Source organism: Paracoccus solventivorans, assembly GCF_900142875.1.
GTDB lineage: Bacteria > Pseudomonadota > Alphaproteobacteria > Rhodobacterales > Rhodobacteraceae > Paracoccus > Paracoccus solventivorans.
Map to the genome: position 1 here is coordinate 124,007 of NZ_FRCK01000005.1, position 21,254 is coordinate 145,260.

Consider the following 21,254-nt stretch of genomic DNA (forward strand, 5'->3'; position numbering starts at 1 on the left):
TCACAGGCATCCTCGGGGCGGTCACGCGGAACGGGCGCGCGAGGCCAGCATAACGCGCCCCCCTCGCACCGCCAGAGATTTCGCACGGGCGCTGCGCAAGCCGAAACCGCCGGGCGGCGCATATTGAACGACCTGTCTTTTCAGGCAATTGACGCCACCTGCGCCCCAGCCTAACGTCGCAGGCAATAAACCGCCGGTCCGACAGGGACGGACGGGGAATGCGGCCACGCGGGCTTCATTCCCCGTCTTCCATTGACGCAATACGGACCAGACGCAGCGGCGGAAAACCGCCGGCGGGAACGGCGCAACCCCCTTGCACGCAAAGGTCATTCCGCCGCCGGGCGCGGGCGCTGACAAGATGTCGCCGCCATGCTACAGCGCGGGCGCGTTCAGCCGAAAAGGAAAAGACATGGCTCGCACAACCTCTGCCGTTCTGGCGGCCCTGATCGCCATGGCGCCCGTCGCGGGCGCCTTTGCGCAATCCGAGACCCAGCCCGAAACCCCGCCCGCGGCCGCAACCGAGACCCAAGCCGAGACCGCCCCGGAGGCTGCGCCCGAGGCCGCCGAGACCGCGCCGGCGGCAGCGGCCGAAACCGGGGACGCCGCTCCGGCCGAGGCTGCGCCCGCCGAAGCCGCCGCCCCGGCAGCGCCCGCCGGCGAGCAGGCCCAGCAGCCCGCGGGCGACCAGATCGTCGCCAGCTACTACAATCGCGAAACCCACGGCGACTGGCAGCTGCGCTGCCTGCGCACCCCCGACGGCAACGACCCGTGCGAGCTGTATCAGCTGCTGCGCGACGACAACCAGGGGCCGGTGGCCGAGATCTCGGTGATCCCGTTCGAGGGCCAGGCCGCGGCGATCATGAACTTCGTGGCGCCGCTGGAAACCGACCTGGAAATGGGCCTCGGGCTCAAGATCGACACCGGCGAAAACCGCCGCTACCCGTTCCTGGTCTGCGCGCCGATCGGCTGCGTCGCGCGCATCGGCATGTCGGAGGCGGAGCTGGGCGCGCTCAAGCGCGGCAACCAGGCGACGGTGACGCTGCTGCCCTTCGGCGGCGATCCCGAAAAGAACGCGGTGCACCTGCCGGTGTCGCTGAAGGGCTTCACCGCCGGGTTCGATGCGCTCAAGAGCCAGCCGCAGGGCGACGGCCCGCAAGAGGACGCCGCCCCGGCCGAGTGAGCCTGGCCGCCGGACACGAAAAGAGGCGCCCGCGGGCGCCTCTTTGCATTTCAACGGAAGGGTTCCGGGAACGGCGGCCCGCCGTGACGGGCCGCGCGCCGGATCACTCCTCGGCGATGGACAGCGCCACGAAGCGCGGCTCGCCCTCGCGGCGCACCAGCACCAGCACCGACTGCCGCCCGGCTTCGCGCGCCTCGTCGATGCGGGCGCGCAGGTCGGCCAGCGTCGCCACCGGCTGCTGCCCGGCCTCGACGATCACATCGCCGACCCGCAGCCCCTTGGCCGAGGCGTCGCTGGTCGCGTCGATGTCCTGCACCACCAGCCCGCGCGCGGTTTCCGGCAGCTGCAGCCGCGCCGCGAGTTCGGGCGTCATCGGCACTAGCGACATGCCCAGCAGCTCCGAGGACGCGCCCTCGGACGGCTGCTCGCCCTGCGGCGCACCGCTGCCGTCGGCATCCGCCAGCTCGCGCCGGCCCAGCGTCACCTGCAGCGTCACCGATTCGCCGCCGCGCAGCACGGTCACGTCCACCGCCTCGCCCACCGGGGCATCGGCCACGCGGCGCACCAGGTCGCGGGTGTCGGTCACCGGATTGCCCGCGAACGAGGTGATCACGTCGCCCGCCTGGATCCCGGCGTCAAGCGCCGGGCCCGCCGGCACATCGGTGACCATGGCGCCGGATTCGGCCTGCATCCCCAGCGATTCCGCGATCTCGGGGCTGAGGTCCTGGATCTTGACGCCCAGCCAGCCGCGGCGGGTCTCGCCGTATTTCTCCAGCTGGTCGACCACCCCCTTGACCACGTTCGAGGCCATGGAAAACCCGATCCCGATCGAGCCGCCGTTCGGCGACAGGATCGCGGTGTTCACCCCGATCACCTCGCCCTGCAGGTTGAACAGCGGCCCGCCAGAGTTGCCGCGGTTGATGGCGGCGTCGGTCTGGATGAAATCGTCGTAAGTCCCGGTGAGCGCACGGCTTTTCGCCGAGATGATCCCGGCCGAGGCCGAGAACCCCTGCCCCAGCGGGTTGCCGAGCGCCAGCACCCAGTCGCCGACCTGCGCAGTGTCGCTGTCGCCGAAGCGCACGAAGGGCAGCGGCTTGTCGACCTCGACCTTCAGCACCGCAAGGTCGGTCGAGGGGTCGGTGCCGACCAGCTTGGCGGGCAGGCGGGCGCCGGACTGGAACTCGATCTCGATCTCGTCGGCGCCCTCGATCACGTGGTTGTTGGTGACGATCAGCCCCTCGGCCGAGACGACGAAGCCCGACCCCAGCGCGTTCGAGCGCTGCTGCATCTGCGGCGCGCCGAAGCCGGGGTCGCCGAAGGGCGATTCGGGCCCCGGAAAGCCGGGGATGCCGAAGTCGCGGAACAGGTCCGAGAACGGGCTGCCCGGCGGGAACATCGGCCCGCCCCGCTGCTGCGTCACCGGCCGCGACACCACCGAGGTGGTGGTGATGTTGACCACCGCCGGGCTGACCTCGGCCACGATGCCCGAAAAGCTCTGCGGCATGATGGTGCCGACCGCGGCCACATGGTCGCCCGCCGCCGTGGTGGCGTCGGGGGCCTGCGGCACCTCGCCGGTGTTGGCGGCGTCGGGGGAGGTGGTGGTCTCGGGGGTGCCGGGAGCGGCTTCCGAGCCGGCGGGGGGCAGCACCTGGGCCTGGACCTGCGACTCGCTGCCTTGCGGGGCGTCGGGCTGCGCCGGCGGCGGCGCCACCTGCCCCATCGCCGGGGCCAGCGCCAGCAGCAGCGCCGCGGCCGAGGCGGTCAGGCCCAGCCGGGCCGACCCGTGTCTGGTCGGAAGCGGAAGAAACCTCATGCGTGATCTCCATGACTGACCGGCACAGCTGTCCCCGGCCGGTTGCGGGATGCGTCCCCGATATGGAAACAAGCGTTGCGGATTGGCAACTTGTTCCGGCGTCATTTCATCGTGATGCAAGACGCGGCTTGACAGTGCCCGCCGCACGGCGGGCAGCGGCGGGCGGGTTTCCCGGGGGAAACCGCCCGCCGGACCGGCCGGCCGGTCAGTCCCCGGCCGCCGGGGTGGTGGTGGTCGGCGCGGTGTCGGCGGCCGCATCCGGCGCAGCCCCCGGCGCGGTTTCCGGCATGGTGGTGGCGGGCAGTTCGGGCGCCGCGGGTGCGGCGTCCTCGGCCGGGGCCGCGGCTTCGGGTGCAGCCTCGGGCGCGGCGGCCTCCGGCGTCGCCCCCGGTTCGGGGACCGGCGCGGGCGCGGTGGCGGCGGTCGCCGCTTCGGCCTCGGCGGCGGCGGCTGCGGCGGCGGCAGCGGCCTGCGCCGCGGCTTCCTGCGCGACCTCGTGCGACGAGGGCGCGTCGGGCGGAACCGCCGCGGCAACCTCGGGCGGGACGGCGACCGGGCTGGTGCCGCCCTGCCCGCCGGTGCCCAGATAGCTGAAGAACTCGCCGTCCGGGCTTAGCACCACCGAGCTGTTGCCGGCCTGCAGCGCCCGCTCATAGGCGGTCATCGAGCGGGTGAAGGCGAAGAACTCGGGGTCGCGGCCGAAGGCGTCGGCGTAGATGGCGTTGCGCTGCGCGTCGGCCTCGCCCCGAATGATCTCGGCCTGGCGGCGCGCGTCCGAGGTCAGCTCGACCACGGTGCGGTCGGCGGTGGCGCGGACCCGCTGCGCGGCCTCGCCGCCGCGGGCGATCTCGTCGGCGGCCTCGCGTTCACGCTCGGCCCGCATCCGCGCATAGGTGGCGGCCAGGTTCTGTTCCGGCAGGTCGGTGCGGGTCAGCCGCACATCGATGATCTGGATGCCCAGCGAATCGGCCTCGGCCCGCGCGTTGTCGCGGATGCGGTTCATCAGCGCGGTGCGGTCGTCCGACAGCACCGTGGTCGAGGGGACCGAGCCCAGCACCCCGCGGATGGCGTTGGTCATGATCCCGCCCAGCCGCTGCTGGGCGAAATCGATGCCGCCCTCGCCCACCGCGCGGCGGAAGGTCACCGCATCGGCGATCTGCCAGCGGGCGAAGGCGTCCACCACCAGCCGGCGGTCGTCCAGCGGCGTTACCTCCATCGGGTCGGTCTGCAACCCGAGGATGCGCGCGTCATAGCGCACCACGCGGTCGATCACCGGCAGCTTGAAGCCCAGCCCCGGTTCCTCGCGCACGTTCACCACCTCGCCAAAGCGCAGCACCAGCGCCTTTTCGCGGACATCGACGATATAGACCGAGGCCATCACCGCGATCGCGACGACGACCAGCAGCGGCAGGGCCATGATGGAAAGCATACGGCGCATCAGTTGCCCCCCGGCTGAGTGGTGTTGCTGTTGGCGGGCGCGGCGGTTCGGGGCTGCAGCGGTGGCGTATTGCGCAGCTGGTCGAGCGGCAGATAGGGCACGACGCCCTGCCCGGCCTCGTTGTCGATCAGCACCTTGTCGACGCCGCCCAGCACTTTCTCCATGGTTTCCAGATACATGCGGCGGCGGGTCACGTCCGGCGCCTTGACGTATTCGTCATAGACGGAATTGAAGCGCGCGGCCTCACCCTGGGCGCCGTTGACGGCCTGGGCGCGGTAGGCCTCGGCCTGTTCGACCAGCGCCGCAGCCTCGCCTCGGGCGGCGGCCAGCACGCGGTTGGCGTAGGCGTCGGCCTCTTTTTCCAGCCGGTCGCGTTCCTGCTGGGCGGCCTGCACCTCGCGGAAGCTGTCGATCACCTCGCCCGGCGGGTCGGCGCGGCCAAGGTTGACGCGCAGCACGTTGATGCCGGCCTGATAGCTGTCCAGCGTCGCCTGGATCGCCTGTTCCAGATCGACCTGGATCACGCCGCGGTCGCGGTTGAGGATCGGCGCCAGCTCGCTGCGGGCCACGATGTCGCGCATCGCGCTTTCGGCGACGGCGCGGATCGTGCCCTCGGGGTCGGCGAGGTTGAACAGATATTGTTCGGGGTTCGAGACGTTCCACACCACCTGATAGGTGATGTCGACGATGTTCTGGTCGCGGGTCAGCATCAGCCCGCTGTCCATCGGGTCGCGGCCGGTGCCAATGTCGATGGTGCGTTCGCGGGTCACGCCGACGATCTGCTTGGTGACGAAGGGCCAGGGCGCAAAGTTCAGACCGTCATCGCGCACCGCATAGGGACGGCCGAACAGCAGCTCGACCGATTTCTCGGACGTGTCCACCTGATAGACGCTGGCAAATGCCCACAGCGCCACGGCGCCAAGCGCAAAGATCCCCCACTGCCCGCGGTTCATCCGCGGCAGTTCCGGGCGCGGACCGCGCGGGCCGCCGGGGCGGCGGGCGCCGCCGTCGCGGCCGCCCATCAGCACCCGCAGCCGTTCCTGGCCGCGGCGCATCATCTCTTCGATCTCGGGCACCTGGTCGGGGCGCCGTCCGCCACCCGGGGGCTGCTGCCCCTGCTGGCCGGGGCCGCCCTGGCCCCAGGGACGCGGCGTCTCTCCCCGGTCGGGGCCGGGGGTATGCGGGCGGGGGGGGCGGCCGTCGTCGTCTCCGCCGCTGCCGCCGCCCCAGGGTCCCTTTTGTGCCATCCATCTGCCTTTCGTCTGAGTCTGTGTCCTAACTAAGGCCAAAGCCGGGCAGGACAAGGGTTTGCGGGTGCGCTTCCTACGGTCTGGTGCGCCGCCGGTCCGGGTTGTCCGTCGTTCAGAGCGTTGCGCCGCCGGCGCGGCGCACCGGCTGGCGCATGGTCACCAGCTCTTCGGCGAGCGTGGGATGCACGGCGATCGTGGCGTCGAACTGTTCCTTGGTGGCGCCCATGCCGAACGCCACCGCGGCCAGCTGGATCATCTCGCCCGCCTCGGGGGCGAAGATATGGCAGCCCAGCACCCGGCGGCTGTCGCAATCCACCACCAGCTTCATCATCGCCCGGATGTCCGAGCCCGCGAACAGCGAGCGCATGGGCCGGAACCGCGCCTGATAGACCTCGATCGGGCCGCGGGCGGCGGCCTCGTCCTCGGTCAGGCCGATGGTGGCCAGCTCGTGCGGGCGGACATAGACGGCGCTGGCCACCAGATCATGGCAGACGCGGCGGGGCTGGCCGCCGAACACGGTGTCGGCAAAGGAATGCCCCTCGCGGATCGCCACCGGGGTCAGGTTCACCCGGTCGGTCACGTCGCCCACCGCATAGATCGAGGGCACCGCGGTCTGCGACCACGCGTCCACCACGATCTGACCGCGCTTGCCCAGCTGCACGCCGGTGTTTTCCAGCCCCAGCCCGGCGGTATAGGGATTGCGGCCGGTGGCGAACATCACCGCGTCGTAGCTTTCCACCGCGCCGTCCTCATAGGTGACGCGGATCCCCTCGCCTTCCCGGTCCAGCCGCGCCGGGTTGGCGTTCAGCCGCAGGCTGATGCCGACATGTTCCAGCTGATGGGTGACCAGCTGGCGGCATTCCTCGTCAAAGCCGCGCAGCACCTTGTCGCCGCGATAGGCCAGCGTGGTGGCGGCGCCCAGGCCCTGCAGGATGGTGGCGTATTCGCAGGCGATGAAGCCGCCGCCGACCACCAGCACCCGGCCCGGCACCCGCTCCATGGTGAACAGGTCGTCCGAGATCATCCCCAGCTCCTCGCCGGGGATGCCGGGCAGGCTGGGGCGGCCGCCGACCGCAATCAGGATGTGCTTCGCGGTGAATTGCCGCCCGTCGGCCAGCGCCACCGTGTGGTGGTCGACCAGATGCGCGCGGGCGTGGTGGATGTCGACCTCGGCCGAGCGCAGCCCGTCGGTATAGATCGCTTCCAGCCGCGACAACTCGTCATGCAGCTTGGCGCGGAACGCCGGCCAGTCGAAGCTGCCGGCATCGGCATCGGGCCAGCCATAGCCCCGCGCCTCGGCCGCCGCGACCGGGGCCTGCGAGGCAAAGATCATCAGCTTCTTCGGCACGCAGCCGCGGATCACGCAGGTGCCGCCCATGCGGCTTTCCTCGGCCAGCGCCACGCGGGCGCCGTGTTGGCTGGCCGCGATCCGCGCCGCGCGCACGCCGCCCGAGCCGCCGCCGATCACGAACAGGTCATAGTCGAAGCTCATTCCGCCACCTGCGCCGCCGTCATCTCGATCACGCGTCCGTCGGGGCTGCCGATCAGCGCCAGGTCGCACATCCCCAGGAACAGCCCGTGTTCCACCACGCCGGGAATCGCCGACAGCCCCGCCGCCAGCGCCTCGCATTCCGGGATCGCCTCGAGCGAGAGGTCGAGGATCACGTTGCCCTCGTCGGTGCGGAACAGCTGGCCGTCGCGCTGGCGCAGCAGCATCGGGCGGCGGCTGAGTTCGAGCGAATCGAGCAGGCGCTGGATATGGGTGCGGGTGGTCTGCATCCCGAAGGGGATCACCTCGACCGGCAGGTGAAAGGCGCCCAGTTGCTCGACCACCTTGGTCGGGTCGGCCACCACCACCATCCGGTCCGAGGCCGCGGCGGTGATCTTTTCGCGCAGATGCGCGCCGCCGCCGCCCTTGATCAGGTTGAGGTCGGGGTCGATCTCGTCGGCGCCGTCGATGGTCAGGTCCAGCCAGCCGATCTCGTCCAGCTCCTCGATGCGAAGCCCGAGGCTTTCGGCCAGATCGCAGGTGGCGCGGCTGGTCGCGGCGCAGCGCAGCCGCAGCCCCTCGGCCCGCACCCGCTCGGCCAGGCGGTGGACCATGAAGACGGCGGTCGAGCCGGTGCCCAGCCCCAGCCGCATCCCATCCTGAACCAGGGCGATGGCGGCGCGGGCGGCGGCATCCTTGGCGGCCTCGGCCGGTGACAGGTCTGGCATCGCGGGCTCCTGCGGTTTCGGTTTCCGTTGCGGGATATAACGGGGATGGCCGGGGGATGCGAGGGGTGCGCGGCGGGAGTGCGGCCGGTGCGGGGGCCTTGCCCCCGGGCACTGCCGTGGTCTTCCTCGCTGAAAACAGTCCACCGGACCATCCGGCGGGAAAACAGCCTCGGGGATTGTTTTCTGATCCGCCTCCTATTCCGGGCGCTCGGAAGCCCGGATATTTTGGGCAAGATGAAAGAGGTGGCCGCGATTGCGAGCCCCGGCGCCATGGCGTATCGGGTGCGGATGGAAACCGCCCCTGCCCCGTCCCGCGCCGATATCGCCATCCTAATCACCGCCGCCGGCCGGGGCGAGCGGATGGGCGGCGATCTGCCCAAGCAGTGGCAGGCGCTGGCGGGCCAGCCGGTGCTGGCGCGCAGCATCGCCGCATTCGACGGCTTCGGCCGGGTGGTGGTGACGGTGGCGCCGGCAGACATGGACCGCGCCATCGAACTGCTGGGCGGGCGGGTGACGCTGGTCGCGGGCGGCGCGAGCCGTGCCGAAAGCGTGCGGGCGGGGCTCGAGGTTCTGGAAGGTTCCGGCATCACCCATGTGCTGATCCATGACGGCGCAAGGCCGCTGGTATCCGCCGCGGTGATCGAGGCGGTGGTCGCGGCGCTGGACTCCGGCGCGGTCGCGGCGGCGCCGGGGCTGGCGGTGACGGACGCGCTGTGGCGCGGCGCGGGCGGCGTGGTCACGGGCATCGCCGCGCGCGAGGGGCTGTTCCGGGCGCAGACCCCGCAGGGGTTCCAGCTGGCGGCGATCCTGGCCGCGCATCGAGAGGGCGGCGCGGACGCCGCCGACGATGTCGAGCTGATGCAGCGCCGCGGGGTTCCGGTGCGCATCACCCCGGGCGACGAGGACAACCTGAAACTCACCTGGCCCGGCGACATGGCGCGGGCCGAACGGATCCTGGCAGAACGGAGGGGCGGCATGGATGTGCGGCTGGGCAACGGATATGATGTTCACGCCTTCGGGCCCGGGGATCGGGTGTTTCTGTGCGGGGTCGAGCTGCCGCACGACCGCGGTCTGGTCGGCCATTCCGACGCCGATGTGGGGATGCACGCGCTGACCGACGCCATCTATGGCGCGCTCGCGCAGGGCGACATCGGCCGGCATTTCCCGCCCTCGGACCCGCAGTGGAAGGGCGCGGCGAGCGAGATTTTCCTGCGCCACGCCGCCGATCTCGCGCGCGAGATGGGCTATGCCATCGGCAATGCCGACGTGACCCTGATCGCCGAGCGGCCCAAGATCGGCCCCCACGCAGGCGCGATGCAGGCGCGGCTGGCCGCGATCATGGGGATCGAGCCCGGGCGGGTCAGCGTCAAGGCCACCACATCAGAGCGGCTGGGCTTTGTCGGGCGCGAGGAAGGCATCGCCGCCATCGCCACCGCCACGCTGATCGGGGGACGCTGATGGACCGGCTGGTCGCGACCGTGTTCGGCATCGGCTACCTGCGGCCGGCGCCGGGGACATGGGCCTCGGCCGTGACGGTGGCGCTGGCGGTGCTGGCCTATGAATGCCTCAGCCCGTGGCTGGTGCCGGCGGGGTTCGTAGTCGCCACGCTGCTGGGGTTCTGGACGGTGCCGCGGCTGCTGGCCACCATTTCCGACCGCGACCCGTCCTGGGTGGTGATCGACGAGGTGGCCGGGCAGTTGCTGGCGCTGTGTTTCACCGTGGTGCCGCTGGCCTGCCACGGGGTGTCGATCCTCGACGCCTGGCCGGGCTATGTGGTGCCGTTCCTGCTGTTTCGGCTGTTCGACATCTGGAAACCCTGGCTGGTCGGCCGCGCGGACCGGCGCGGCGACGCCACCGGGCTGATGCTGGACGATATCCTTGCCGGGTTGTTCGCCGGGCTGGGCTCGGTCATGCTGGCGGGGCTGTATCACGCGGTGCTGGAGCCGATGCTGTGACCGAAGGCGCGACCGGGGATCTTGCGGCCCAGGCGGCGCGCGTCATCGACGCCGCCCGCGCCCGCGGCGTGATGCTCGCCACCGCCGAAAGCTGCACCGGCGGGCTGATCGGGGCGGTGCTGACCGAGATCGCCGGGGCCTCGGACGTGTTCGACCGCGGCTTCATCACCTATTCCAACGAGGCCAAGACCCAGATGCTGGGCGTCCTGCCCGCCACCCTGCGCGCCCACGGTGCGGTCAGCGAGGAAGTCGCCGCCGAAATGGCCGCAGGCGCGCGCCGCAACTCCGCCGCCACGCTGGCGGTATCCGTCACCGGCGTCGCAGGGCCCGGCAGCAGCGGCACCAAGCCCGAGGGGCGGGTCTGCTTCGGGCTCTCGGACCCATCCGGCACAAGCACCGAAACCGTGGAGTTCGGGGCCATCGGCCGCGGGAACGTGCGCCGGGCGACGGTCGCCCATGCGCTGGCGATGCTGCTGGCGGCGCTGGGGTCAGGACGATAGCTGAGCCATAAGCCGTTCAAGAACGGCCTTTTGGGACTTGTGCTTCAGCGTGGGGTCCTCGACCTGCAGGAACTCACGCTCCGAGAAGTCGTCGCCGCGTTTGCGATTCAGCGGCGGTTCGAGCGCTTCAATCAGGATGGCCTCCATCAGCGAAATAATCTGTTCGCGGCTGGCCGTGAACTCCGAGGGACCAAGCTCGCCGTCCTCGGTCACCCTGCGCAGGCCGAACCAGCTGAACCTGTCCCACCGGCCGTTCAGGCGATCCTTCATGTGCTGCGAAAGACGCTGGCCTAACGGCTGGTCGATTGCACGACCGACGTAGATCACCCGGTCGCGATCATACAGGATATAGATGCCGCATTGACCACCAAAATCGACCAGCTTGCTACCTTGTTGCTGCTGCCCCCAGAGCCGTGGATTCGTCTTCCAGTCCACGCGGGTGATATTCCAGTACATCCCGACCGCCTTGACGACGGGAATGTCCTCGGGCTCGGGCGCTGGCGCAATGTCGGGGGTGTCCGCAGTCAGAGCCCCTACCCATTGCGGATTGAACATGACCCGCCCTGGCTCGGTTTTCAGAAAGGGGCTGTCTTCACCGCTCTTGTTGGACGTGCTGACCATCGATGCTACCGTGGCCGCAGGGGTTGCGCCCAGATTCTTGCGCAGTTTGCGCTTGGCGATTTCCTCGGCAATCTCAGTGTAATGCATTGCACCGTCGGCATCCTGCAGCACCGTAATGATTGCATCGCGCCATTTCAGGTCGGAATGGGTCATCGCTTACTCCTCACAAAGCGCCGAGTAGCGCCGCGATCTCTGCGTCCGTGGTGGCCCAGCTGGTCACCAGCCGGATCGTGGCGTTGTCCGCATCGTCCCCCGGCGTCGGCCAGTCGGCGGCGCGCAGGCCGGCGGTGCGCAGCCGTGCGATGGTGGCGGGGGGCAGGCGCAGGAAGATCTCGTTCGACTGCACCGGGGCCATCGGCTCGAAACCGGCCGCGACCAGCCCGGCGGCCAGTTCCGCCGCGGCCGCATTGGCGTGGCGCGCCAGTTGCAGCCACAGCCCGCCATCCAGCCAGGCCAGCATCTGCGCGGCCAGGAACCGGTGCTTGGACCACAGCTGCCCGGCGCGCATCCGGCGAAAGGCGAAGTCGCGGGCGCGGTCGGGGTCGAAGAACACCGCCGCTTCCAGCGCGAGGCAGCCGCTTTTGGTGCCGCCCAGCGACAGCGCGTCGACGCCGGCCTGATGGGTCAGGGCTGCGGGGGTGGCGCCGGTGGCGGCGACGGCATTGCCGAAACGGGCGCCGTCCATGTGGACCGTCATCCCGGCCCCATGCGCGACCGCGGCCAGCGCCGCCACGGCTTCCGGCGCGTGCACCGTCCCCCATTCGGTGGCGTTGGTGATCGAGACCACCGCGTTCCGGCCGTCGTGTTCGTCCTCTTGCGGGTAATCGGCGATGCGGGCCGACAGCCTGTCCGGGGTCATCCGTCCGAACTCGCCCTCGACCAGCGCCAACTGCGCGCCGCCGGCCATCCAGGCGGGGGCGCCGGATTCCGAGGTCTCGATATGGGCGGTGCGGTGGCAGAAGATCCGGCCCCAGGGCGGGCACAGCTGCGCCAGCGCCAGCGCGTTGGCGGCGGTGCCGGTGCCCAGCAGGAACACCGCGGCATCGGGCGCCCCCAGCATCTCGCGCACCGCATCCGCCGCCCGCGCGGTCAGCGGATCGCGCCCATAGGACGCCGCCGTGCCGTCATTGGCCGCCGCCAGCGCCGCCATCACCGCCGGGTGCACGCCCGAGCTGTTGTCCGAGCCGAAATTCATGACAGATCCTCGATCACATGGTCTTCCCAGTCGTCCTCGGAGACCTCGAGCTCGCTGACCGTCCAGCCGCGGACCGAGGCCCCGGCGCAGTGCACCGATTCCCGGTCGCCCGAGAGCAGATAGTGCCAGTCGTACAGCGGCTTGCCCTCGGCCCGCAGGCGATAGGCGCAGGTCGCGGGCAGCCACCAGGCGATCGAGCCCAGTTTTTCCGGGGACAGCACCACGCAGTCGGGAACGTAGTCATGGCGGTTTTCATAGGACGAACAGCGGCAGCTGTGCCCGTCCAGCAGCCGGCAGGCGATGCGGGTGTAGGCCAGCGAGCCGTCGTCCTCGTATTCGATCTTGTTGAGGCAGCATTTGCCGCAGCCGTCGCAAAGCGCCTCCCATTCCTCGGCGCTGAGCGAGTCGAGCGGCAGTTCCCAGAAACGCTCGCGCATCACGGCGCCGACAGGATGCGCCGCGCCTGCGCCGCGTCGCTGTGCATTTGGGCGACCAGCGCGTCGAGCCCGTCGAACTTTTCCTCGGGGCGCAGATAGTCGACCAGCGCCACCGACAGGCGGCGGCCGTAGAGATCGCCGTCGAAATCGAACAGATGGGTTTCCAGGTTCGGCGCGTTCTGCCCGAACATCGGCCGCACCCCCAGGGATGCCACGCCGCGGTAGCTGCCGCGGTCGGGACCGTCCAGCACATCGACCTCGACCGCATAGACGCCCAGTTTCGGCAGGTGCAGCCCCTCGACCGCCATGTTGGCGGTGGGGAAACCCAGCTCGCGGCCGCGTTTTTCGCCGTGCAGCACTTCGCCCTCGATCCGGTGCCAGTGGCCCAGCATCCGCTCGGCGTCGCGGGGGCGGCCTTCGGCCAGCGCGGCGCGGATGGCGGTGGAGCTGGCGCGGCCCTCGGCCCCGCTGCAGACCAGCGGCACCACGGTCACGCCGAAACCCAGCCGCGCGCCCGCCTCGGCCAGCGTCGTCGCGTCGCCCGCCCGGCCGCGGCCATAGCGGAAATCTTCGCCCACCGCGACATGGGCGATGCCCAGCCCCTCGGCCAGCACCTGCCGGGCGAAATCCTCGGGCGAGAGCCCGGCCAGATGCGGGCCGAAGGGCAGCTCGTAAAGCTGGCTGACCCCGTGGCGCGCCAGCCGCGTCGCCCGTGATTCGGCGTTCATCAGCCGGAACGGCGGCTCGACCCGCCCGGCCAGCGCGGCGAAATATTCGCGCGGATGCGGTTCAAAGGTGATGATGCCCAGGGGCGCGTCAGGGCGGGCGGCGCGGGCTGCCTCGATCACCGCGCGGTGGCCGCGATGCACGCCGTCGAAATTGCCCATGGCCACGGTTGCGCCGCGAGCCGACGCGGGAAGCCCGCGCCAGTCGCGATGGATATGCATCGGCGGATGTTGCATGGGCTCCCGTCTCCGGGCCATGCGATGCCCCGGTCGTCGTGGTCAGTCGAACTTGCGCGACGGCGCCAGAACCACCGCCTCGCCCTTGAGCACGACCGTATCGCCCACGAGGCAGCGGGTGGCAAGGGTCACGCGGCGGCGCGAATGGTCGATCGCCTCGACCTCGACCTCGGCGCGCACCATGTCGCCGGGGCGGACCGGGGCCATGAACTTCAGCGTCTGGCCCAGATAGACCGTGCCGTGGCCCGGCAGCTGTTCCCCGATCACCGCCGAGATCAGCCCGGCGGTCAGCATCCCATGCGCGATGCGGCCCTGAAAGATGGTGTCGCGGGCGTAATCGTCGTCCAGATGCACCGGGTTGCGGTCGGTCGAGACCTGCGCGAACATCTCGATGTCCGCATCCGTCACCTGTTTTTGCAGGCTGCGCAGCATCCCCACCTCAAGATCCTCGATGACGATGGTGCCCCGGGGCTGATTGTCGAGCATCATTCCGGCCTCCCTAGCCGCGGTGCAGCATAGCAGCGGGAAAACGCTCCCGCAACAATATTATCCATGAGGGGCGCAAGGAGACGGATTGTTGCGCGGCGATCAACGCAGGCGGCCGATGGCGAAGGTCGGGTGGATCCCCTGCCCGTCCAGCCAGCGTTCCAGCAGCGCCGGATCGGGGCTTTCCACGTCGCCGCCCATGAACTCGGCCGCCAGCCCGCCGGTGACGAAGATCGAATCAATTCCCTGCGCGACGGCGCCGGCGATGTCGGTGCCGATGCCGTCGCCGATGGCCAGCGCCGGCACCTCGGGCCCCACCCCCAGCCGGCGGCGGGCAAGGTCGTAGATCGGCGCGTGCGGCTTGCCGAAATACAGCGCCTCGCCGCCCATCTCCTCGTAAAGCTGCGCCAGCGCCCCCGCGCAGTAAAGCCGCTGTTCGCCGTAATCCACCACCAGATCGGGGTTCGCGCACAGCAGCGGCAGGTTGCGGGCCCGGGCGGCGGCCAGACGCTCGCGGTAGTCCTCGGGGGTCTCGGTCAGGTCGTCATAGGGGCCGGTGACCACGATGCCCTCGGCCTCCTCCAGCGCCACCCGCTCCAGCGCGGCGGCGCGGGGGTCGTCGGTGTCGGTGAAGAAGCTCAGGTCGCGGTCGGGGCCGACATGCCAGACCCGGCTGCCCACCCGCCCCGCCAGCATCGCATCCTGCGCCGCATCGCCCGAGGTCACGATGTCGTCCCAGGCATCGCGCGGCACCCCCAGCCGGTCGATCTGCTGCTCCACCATCGCCCGCGGCCGGGGCGCATTGGTGACCAGCGCCACCTTGCCCCCGCCAAGACGCCAGCGCTGCAACGCCGCGATCGCCGCCGGATAGGCGGCCTTGCCGTTGTGGACGCAGCCCCAGAGATCGCAGAACAGCACGCCGTAATCGCCGCCGATCTCGGCAAGTTCGTGGATGATCCGGGTCATGTGGGGGCCTTTCAGGGGATGGACATGGAGAGGGGGCCGGGGCGCGATCCGCCCGGCCCCCCGAGAATTGCGGCGGTCGCGCGCCTCAGAGCTTGAGCGCGGGGATGATCTGCTTCTTGCGGCTGACGACGCCGGGCAGCACCACGCTGTCGCTGTCCACGCGGACGCCGAACGACGCCGCGGCCACCTTGGCCACGAAGTCGTTCGGGACCAGCAGGGTCGAGCGCTCGTTCAGGATGTCGACGATGAACAGCAGCACCTCGTCAGCGCCGTCCTCGGCCGCGACCCCGGGCATGGCGGCGATCAGCGCCGCCTTGCGGTCGATCAGCACCTGCGGCGCGGTGGTTTCCAGCACCGAGACCCGCAGCTGCTTGCCGCCGAGCTCGTATTCCTTGCTGTCCATCCGCAGCAGCGCCGCATCCGAGAACGCCGAAACGTCGGATTTCGCCGCGAACATCTCGGCCGCATAGGTCGGGATCGCGATGTCGAGGTCACCCGCCAGTTTCTCTGCCACCCAGCGGTCATGCGGGGTGGTGGTGGGGCTGCGGAACTCCAGCGTGTCGGACAGGATGCAGGTCAGCATCATCCCCTTGACCCAGCGGGGCGCGCGGTCGAGGTCCTCGCCGATCAGGTCGTGCATGATCGTGGCGGTGCAGGCCAGCGGCCGGATGGTGACGTTGATCGGGGTGCGGGTGGTGATGCCGCCCGCCAGCAGGTGGTGGTCGATGATTTCCAGCACCTCGGCCTGCGCCAGCGAGGCGGGCAGTTCCGCGGGGTTGTTGGTGTCCACGATCACGCATTGGTCGCCCGCGGCCACGTCCTGGATGATCTCGGGCATCTCGACGCCCCATTTCCCCAGCATCCACAGCGCCTCGGTGTTGGGCGTCCCCTGCAGCACCGCTTTCGCCGGGGTCTTGCGGATATCCGACAGATACCAGGCCCAGATCAGCGGCGAGCCGGTGGAATCGGTGTCGGGGGCCTTGTGGCCGAAAACCTGGATCATGGGAACGCGTTCCTTCGTGGCGGAGTCGCTGCGGCTTATAGGGCGGCGGCGGGGGGTTGTGAAGCGCGGCGCAGGACCGGGCTGCCGCGGCCTTCCTCGCTGAAACGGTCCACCGGACCGTTTTCCGGGCGTTCGGAAGCCCCGGGATATTGGGGGCAAGATGAAAGAACCGCAGGCGGTGCGGAGTTGCCGCCGGGCGCGGTGCGTTCGGTCAGCCCGGCGAGCGGTGGTCTTGGGGGAGTCAGGACGCCTTTGCTTTCGGGCCCCTGCAGCCCGGGGATGATTAGGACAAGATGAAAGAGCGGAGAGGGTGCGGCCTTGGGGGCCACCGGACGCCGTTGCTTTCGGGCCTCCGCAAGCCCTCGGATAGGCAGGATCGGAGCGTCGGGCGTCAGCCCCTTGCCGGCAGGGTCTGCTGGTGCTGGATCAGTTTCCAGTCGCCGGCCTGGCGCACCCAGGTCGAGCTGCACAGCACGTCGCGTTCGGTGCTGCCGCGGGTGGCGCGGGCGCGATAGGCCAGCACCATGGTGTCGCCCAGTTCCGAGGTGTGGCGGTCGCTGATGCGCAGGTTCTGCCAGCGGCTGCCCTGCTTCATCCCCTCGACGATCTGCGGCCCCTGCATCACCCCTTCGGGGAACACCATGATGCAGACGGGGGCGATGCGCAGCGCCGCCTCGGCCGCGCCCAGCGTCCACAGCGCTTCCTCGTCGGCCCAACGGTCCTCGGTCCTGCTCATCCTGCGTCTCCTACACGTTCGATCGTCCAGCCGTCCCGTTCCAGCAGCCGCAGCACCCCGGTCTCGCCCGGCAGGTGCAGTGCCCCGAAGGCGGCGACCACGTGGCGACCCGCCTGCGCGGCGCCAGTGGCCGCTTCGGTCAACGGCGCGATCCAGTTTCTGTTCCGTGCGGTCATCAGCCGCTCCTCGGCCAGCTGCAGCTGCCGCTCGACCGCCGCGGGGGCCAGCTCCGACGAGGCCAGCGCGTCCAGCCGCCCGAACTCCCAGATCGCCCAGATGTCGCCGCGGAAATACGCCTCGAGCGTGGTGGCGGCGTAATCGTCGGCCAGCTGCGCGGCCGGCAGCGCCGCGCGGATCATGTCCAGCTCTTCCTCGGGGGTCAGCCCGGCGAAGATCGCGAACACCGTATCCCAGGGCTCCAGCGCCAGCACCTCCGTGCCCGCGTCCTCCGCCGCGGCGATCAACTGGTGGTCGAGCCCGCCGCTGGCCGGGTCGCTGCCGCGGGCGCGCGCCGCGTCGATCATGCAAGGCGACAGCCCCAGCACGGTGGCGACATACCAGGGCCGCATCCGGCTGACCATGATCGCGGGGATGCCGCGGGCCTCCATCGCCTGCCCCAGCGCCTGCCACTGTTCGGGCGGCAGGCGCTCGGGCAGGGTCGGGCCGCTGGCGTCCACCATCAGTGAGGGATCCTCGGCCAGCGCCCGGGCCAGCCGTGCCTCGCCCTCGGGGCCGACCTCGACCAGCAGCGCCCCGGCCCCGGCGATCAGCGGGCGCAGCGCCGCGACCATGGGGGCGTGGCGCGGGTCGGGAAAGTGATAGGTGCCCACGATCTCGATCACCGCATCCTCGCGGGTGGCGCGAAAGCGGGTGCCGGTGGCATAGGGGGTGGCGGCCACCGCGCGGGCGATCTGCGCACGGTCGGCATCGGACAGCGCCGCCATCAGGTCGCGGCCGGTGCAGACGGGGGCGGCATCGCCCTGACCCGCCACCGCCATCTGGGGGGCGGCCAGCAACAGCAGCGCCAGCGCCAGCAGCCACGCCGCCAGCCGGGTTGTCGCGACCCTCATCATCCTGATTCGCCCCCGTTTTTCCGCCCGCACCCCTGCGCCGGGCCGCGCCAGCATCGCACGCGGGGCGGGCGAACCCAACCCGGCGCGCCCGGACCGGCCTGCGGGTTGACAGGCTCGTGACCGCGGCCTATCTGGCGGGCATTGGCACTCACCAAGGTCGAGTGCCAACAACGCAACACTGCAACCTGAATCGGAGTGTTCACGATGGCTTTCACCCCTCTGCACGACCGCGTCCTGGTCCGTCGCGTCGAATCCGACGAAAAGACCAAGGGCGGCCTGATCATCCCCGACACCGCCAAGGAAAAGCCCGCCGAGGGCGAGGTCGTGTCCGTGGGCGCCGGCACCCGTGACGACGACGGCGATCGGATCGCGCTGGATGTCAAGGCCGGCGACCGCATCCTGTTCGGCAAATGGTCGGGCACCGAAATCACGCTGGACGGCGAAGAGCTGCTGATCATGAAGGAAAGCGACATCCTCGGGATCATCTCGTAATCCCTGACGGATCGTTTTCAACTCATTGACAAGGAAGAGATAAATGGCTGGCAAGGAAGTCAAGTTCAACACCGACGCCCGCGACCGGATGCTCAAGGGCGTCAACATCCTGGCCGATGCGGTCAAGGTGACGCTGGGCCCCAAGGGCCGCAACGTGGTCATCGACAAGTCCTTCGGCGCCCCGCGCATCACCAAGGACGGCGTTTCGGTCGCCAAGGAAATCGAACTGTCCGACAAGTTCGAGAACATGGGCGCGCAGATGGTCCGCGAAGTCGCCTCGCGCACCAATGACGAGGCCGGGGACGGCACCACCACCGCCACCGTGCTGGCGCAGGCCATCGTGCGCGAAGGGCTGAAGGCCGTCGCCGCGGGCATGAACCCGATGGACCTCAAGCGCGGCATCGACCTGGCCACCGCCCGCGTCGTGGAATCGATCAAGGCCGCCGCCCGTCCGGTCAACGACAGCGCCGAAGTCGCGCAGGTCGGCACCATCTCGGCCAACGGCGAGACCTTCATCGGCGAGCAGATCGCCGAGGCGATGCAGCGCGTCGGCAACGAAGGCGTGATCACCGTCGAAGAGAACAAGGGGATGGAGACCGAGGTCGAAGTCGTCGAGGGGATGCAGTTCGACCGCGGCTACCTGTCGCCCTATTTCGTCACCAACCCGGAAAAGATGATCGCCGAGCTGGAAGACGCCTATATCCTGCTGCACGAAAAGAAACTGTCGTCGCTGCAGCCGATGGTTCCCCTGCTGGAAGCCGTCATCCAGACCCAGAAGCCGCTGCTGATCGTGGCCGAGGACGTGGAAGGCGAGGCGCTGGCCACGCTGGTCGTCAACCGCCTGCGCGGCGGGCTGAAGGTCGCGGCCGTCAAGGCGCCGGGCTTCGGCGATCGCCGCAAGGCCATGCTGCAGGACATCGCGATCCTGACCGGCGGTCAGGTGATCTCGGACGACCTCGGCATGAAGCTCGAGAACGTCGGGCTGGACATGCTGGGCCGCGCCAAGAAGATCTCGATCAACAAGGACAACACCACCATCGTCGATGGCGCCGGTGAGAAGGCCGAGATCGAGGCCCGAGTCAGCCAGATCCGCCAGCAGATCGAGGAAACCACCAGCGACTACGACCGCGAGAAGCTGCAGGAGCGTGTGGCCAAGCTGGCCGGTGGCGTCGCCGTCATCCGCGTCGGCGGCCTGACCGAGGTCGAGGTGAAAGAGCGCAAGGACCGCGTGGACGACGCGCTGAACGCCACCCGCGCCGCGGTGCAGGAAGGTGTCGTGGTCGGTGGCGGCGTGGCCCTGGTTCAAGGCGGCAAGGCCCTGGAAGGGCTGGAAGGCGCCAACTCGGACCAGAACGCCGGCATCGCCATCATCCGCCGCGCGCTCGAGGCGCCGATGCGCCAGATCGCCGAAAACGCCGGCGTCGACGGCGCCGTGGTGGCCGGCAAGGTGCGGGAATCGAACGACAAGGCCTTTGGCTTCAACGCGCAGACCGAAGAATATGGCGACATGTTCAAGTTCGGCGTGATCGACCCGGCCAAGGTCGTGCGCACCGCGCTGGAAGACGCGGCCTCGGTCGCGGGCCTGCTGATCACCACCGAGGCGATGATCGCCGAAAAGCCCGAGCCGAAGGCTCCGGCCGGCGGCGGGATGCCCGACATGGGCGGCATGGGCGGGATGATGTAATCACCCCACCCATGCCGATCAGGCACGGACAGGAAGGGCGCCCCTTGCGGGCGCCCTTTTTCGTGGCGCTTTTTTCGTGAACCGCCCCATGGGCAGCGGCGGCAAGCCGTGCCATGCTGGCGCGGATCGGTCGAACAAGGGGGCAACAGCGATGGACGCCGCGGTCAGGGCGCTGTTCCGGCGCTATGAGCAGATGTTCGCGCAGGCGCTGGCCGGGCGCGCCACGATGGACGAGGTGGCGACGCTTTACGCGCCCGAGTTCATTGCCAGCACCCCCGCCGGGGTGATCACCGGCCGCAACGACGCGCTGCTGCGCGAGCGCATGGCCCAGGGCTATGCGCATTACCGCGCCATCGGCACCACCGCGATGCGCATCCGCGACCTGCGCCTGTCACCGATCGACGCGCTGCATTGCGTCGCCCATGTCGCCTGGACCGCGACCTATGCCCGCGACGACCTGCCCGAGACCGCCATCGATTTCGACGTGCATTACCTGGTCCGGCTGGCCGAGGGCGAGGCGCGTGTGTTCGGCTGGATGTCCGGCGACGAACAGGCGCTGCTGCGCCAGCACGGGGTGATCTGAGGGGGCACGGCGCCCCCCGCGCTCAGCGCAGCGGCAGCGCCGCGCCGATGGCGACGAAGATGCCGCCGCAGACCCGGTTGAAGCGGCGCCCGACCCGGGCCAGCCAGGGCCGCACCCGATGCGCGGCGGCGGCGTAAAGATATTCCACCGCGAACTCGATCACCGCATAGGTGGCGCCCATCACCAGGAACTGCCCGGCCAGGCTGCGCTCTGCCGACAGGAACTGCGGCAGCAGCGCGCTGAAGAACAAAAGCCCCTTGGGGTTGGTGGCGGCGGTCAGGAACCCCGAGCGGAACAGCGCGGCACCCCGCACCGCCGCCGCCCCGCCCCCGGCCGCCACCACGATCGGCGGCGAGGCCCACAGCCGGATCCCCAGCCAGACCAGATAGGCGCCCCCGACCAGCTTGAGCCCGGTCAGCCACAGCGCTGAGGTCCGCACCAGCGCCCCGATCCCGAACATGCACAGCCCCATGACCGCGACCAGCCCGGTGACCCCGCCCATGATGGTCCACAGCGCGCGGCGGTTGCCGTGCAGCGCGCCATGGGTCATCGCCAGCAGCACGTTCGGCCCCGGGGTCAGCGCGATCCCGGCCGAGGTCAGCAGGAACAGAAGCCAGGTTTCAAACGACATGCCCCCTCCGAAGCGAAAGAAGGGGCCGCGCC

The 21,254-nt window shown here is 70.1% G+C and carries 22 protein-coding genes; 7 read left to right on the top strand and 15 right to left on the bottom strand.

What is annotated here, in order from left to right; all coding sequences use genetic code 11:
* Positions 1-409 precede the first annotated feature (409 nt).
* Positions 410-1,180, top strand: coding sequence for an invasion associated locus B family protein (locus BUB57_RS09605; protein ID WP_073065925.1), 771 nt, complete (start codon positions 410-412; stop codon positions 1,178-1,180).
* Between the two features lie 103 nt (positions 1,181-1,283).
* Here the strand turns inward: BUB57_RS09605 and BUB57_RS09610 are convergent, their stop codons facing one another.
* The 5 genes from BUB57_RS09610 to rpiA all read right to left on the bottom strand — a co-directional run bounded on the left by BUB57_RS09610 (position 1,284) and on the right by rpiA (position 7,898).
* Complete coding sequence (locus BUB57_RS09610) at positions 1,284-2,684, bottom strand: Do family serine endopeptidase (RefSeq protein ID WP_143159695.1); 1,401 nt, start codon at positions 2,682-2,684, stop codon at positions 1,284-1,286.
* A 514-nt stretch (positions 2,685-3,198) separates the two neighbouring features.
* The gene (hflC, locus tag BUB57_RS09615) at positions 3,199-4,431 is read right to left on the bottom strand and encodes a protease modulator HflC (RefSeq protein WP_084732072.1); all 1,233 of its coding nucleotides are present in this window, start codon (positions 4,429-4,431) and stop codon (positions 3,199-3,201) included.
* Positions 4,431-5,678 (bottom strand): FtsH protease activity modulator HflK, encoded by a 1,248-nt coding sequence (hflK, locus tag BUB57_RS09620; protein WP_073065928.1) that lies wholly within the window; start codon positions 5,676-5,678, stop codon positions 4,431-4,433. The genes hflC and hflK overlap by 1 nt, the downstream gene beginning before the upstream one ends.
* Before the next feature lie 115 nt (positions 5,679-5,793).
* Positions 5,794-7,173 (bottom strand): glutathione-disulfide reductase, encoded by a 1,380-nt coding sequence (gene gorA, locus BUB57_RS09625; RefSeq protein WP_073065932.1) that lies wholly within the window; start codon positions 7,171-7,173, stop codon positions 5,794-5,796.
* Positions 7,170-7,898 carry a ribose-5-phosphate isomerase RpiA gene (rpiA, locus tag BUB57_RS09630; protein ID WP_073065935.1) on the bottom strand — a complete coding sequence of 243 codons (729 nt, stop codon included), beginning with the start codon at positions 7,896-7,898 and terminating at the stop codon, positions 7,170-7,172. Before rpiA ends, gorA begins: the two co-directional genes overlap by 4 nt.
* A 288-nt stretch (positions 7,899-8,186) precedes the next feature.
* On the opposite strand from rpiA, the gene BUB57_RS09635 reads away from it, so the two are divergent.
* From BUB57_RS09635 to BUB57_RS09645, 3 genes are read left to right on the top strand one after another with little or no spacing between them, the layout of a single operon-like run.
* Positions 8,187-9,356, top strand: a complete 1,170-nt coding sequence (locus BUB57_RS09635; protein WP_084732078.1) for a bifunctional 2-C-methyl-D-erythritol 4-phosphate cytidylyltransferase/2-C-methyl-D-erythritol 2,4-cyclodiphosphate synthase — start codon at positions 8,187-8,189, stop codon at positions 9,354-9,356.
* A complete protein-coding gene (locus BUB57_RS09640) occupies positions 9,356-9,853 on the top strand; it encodes a phosphatidylglycerophosphatase A family protein (RefSeq protein ID WP_073065938.1) in 498 nt (165 codons plus the stop codon). Before BUB57_RS09635 ends, BUB57_RS09640 begins: the two co-directional genes overlap by 1 nt.
* Complete coding sequence (locus BUB57_RS09645; RefSeq protein WP_073065941.1) at positions 9,850-10,353, top strand: CinA family protein; 504 nt, start codon at positions 9,850-9,852, stop codon at positions 10,351-10,353. Before BUB57_RS09640 ends, BUB57_RS09645 begins: the two co-directional genes overlap by 4 nt.
* Here the strand turns inward: BUB57_RS09645 and BUB57_RS09650 are convergent.
* From BUB57_RS09650 to BUB57_RS09690, 9 genes are all read right to left on the bottom strand, one after another.
* A complete protein-coding gene (locus BUB57_RS09650) occupies positions 10,342-11,127 on the bottom strand; it encodes an HTH domain-containing protein (protein WP_073065945.1) in 786 nt (261 codons plus the stop codon). The genes BUB57_RS09645 and BUB57_RS09650 overlap by 12 nt on opposite strands.
* Positions 11,128-11,137: 10 nt before the next feature.
* The gene (locus BUB57_RS09655) at positions 11,138-12,169 is read right to left on the bottom strand and encodes a threonine aldolase family protein (protein WP_073065948.1); all 1,032 of its coding nucleotides are present in this window, start codon (positions 12,167-12,169) and stop codon (positions 11,138-11,140) included.
* Positions 12,166-12,606, bottom strand: coding sequence for a YcgN family cysteine cluster protein (locus BUB57_RS09660; RefSeq protein WP_073065951.1), 441 nt, complete (start codon positions 12,604-12,606; stop codon positions 12,166-12,168). The genes BUB57_RS09655 and BUB57_RS09660 overlap by 4 nt, the downstream gene beginning before the upstream one ends.
* Positions 12,606-13,553, bottom strand: coding sequence for a bifunctional riboflavin kinase/FAD synthetase (locus BUB57_RS09665; protein WP_073066210.1), 948 nt, complete (start codon positions 13,551-13,553; stop codon positions 12,606-12,608). Before BUB57_RS09665 ends, BUB57_RS09660 begins: the two co-directional genes overlap by 1 nt.
* 57 nt (positions 13,554-13,610) lie before the next feature.
* On the bottom strand, positions 13,611-14,054 hold the full coding sequence (locus tag BUB57_RS09670; RefSeq protein WP_073066215.1) for a MaoC family dehydratase: 444 nt from the start codon (positions 14,052-14,054) through the stop codon (positions 13,611-13,613).
* Positions 14,055-14,156: 102 nt separating this feature from the next.
* A complete protein-coding gene (locus tag BUB57_RS09675; protein WP_073065955.1) occupies positions 14,157-15,020 on the bottom strand; it encodes a TIGR01459 family HAD-type hydrolase in 864 nt (287 codons plus the stop codon).
* Positions 15,021-15,105: 85 nt separating this feature from the next.
* Positions 15,106-16,023, bottom strand: a complete 918-nt coding sequence (locus BUB57_RS09680) for a manganese-dependent inorganic pyrophosphatase (protein WP_073065959.1) — start codon at positions 16,021-16,023, stop codon at positions 15,106-15,108.
* Positions 16,024-16,414: 391 nt separating this feature from the next.
* Entirely contained in the window at positions 16,415-16,759 is a 345-nt protein-coding gene (locus BUB57_RS09685) for a nuclear transport factor 2 family protein (RefSeq protein WP_073065962.1), read from the bottom strand.
* Positions 16,756-17,829, bottom strand: a complete 1,074-nt coding sequence (locus BUB57_RS09690) for a TraB/GumN family protein (protein ID WP_073066218.1) — start codon at positions 17,827-17,829, stop codon at positions 16,756-16,758. Before BUB57_RS09690 ends, BUB57_RS09685 begins: the two co-directional genes overlap by 4 nt.
* A 207-nt stretch (positions 17,830-18,036) precedes the next feature.
* Here BUB57_RS09690 and BUB57_RS09695 point away from each other — a divergent pair, with 207 nt between their 5' ends.
* The 3 genes from BUB57_RS09695 (at position 18,037) to BUB57_RS09705 (ending at position 20,591) form a co-directional block, all read left to right on the top strand.
* Positions 18,037-18,324 (top strand): co-chaperone GroES, encoded by a 288-nt coding sequence (locus tag BUB57_RS09695; RefSeq protein WP_073066221.1) that lies wholly within the window; start codon positions 18,037-18,039, stop codon positions 18,322-18,324.
* 43 nt (positions 18,325-18,367) lie between these two features.
* Positions 18,368-20,008 carry a chaperonin GroEL gene (gene groL, locus BUB57_RS09700; RefSeq protein ID WP_073065965.1) on the top strand — a complete coding sequence of 547 codons (1,641 nt, stop codon included), beginning with the start codon at positions 18,368-18,370 and terminating at the stop codon, positions 20,006-20,008.
* Between the two features lie 151 nt (positions 20,009-20,159).
* Positions 20,160-20,591, top strand: a complete 432-nt coding sequence (locus BUB57_RS09705) for a hypothetical protein (RefSeq protein ID WP_073065968.1) — start codon at positions 20,160-20,162, stop codon at positions 20,589-20,591.
* A gap of 22 nt (positions 20,592-20,613) precedes the next feature.
* Here the strand turns inward: BUB57_RS09705 and BUB57_RS09710 are convergent, their stop codons facing one another.
* Complete coding sequence (locus BUB57_RS09710; RefSeq protein ID WP_073065972.1) at positions 20,614-21,222, bottom strand: LysE family translocator; 609 nt, start codon at positions 21,220-21,222, stop codon at positions 20,614-20,616.
* Between the last annotated feature and the right edge of the window lie 32 nt (positions 21,223-21,254).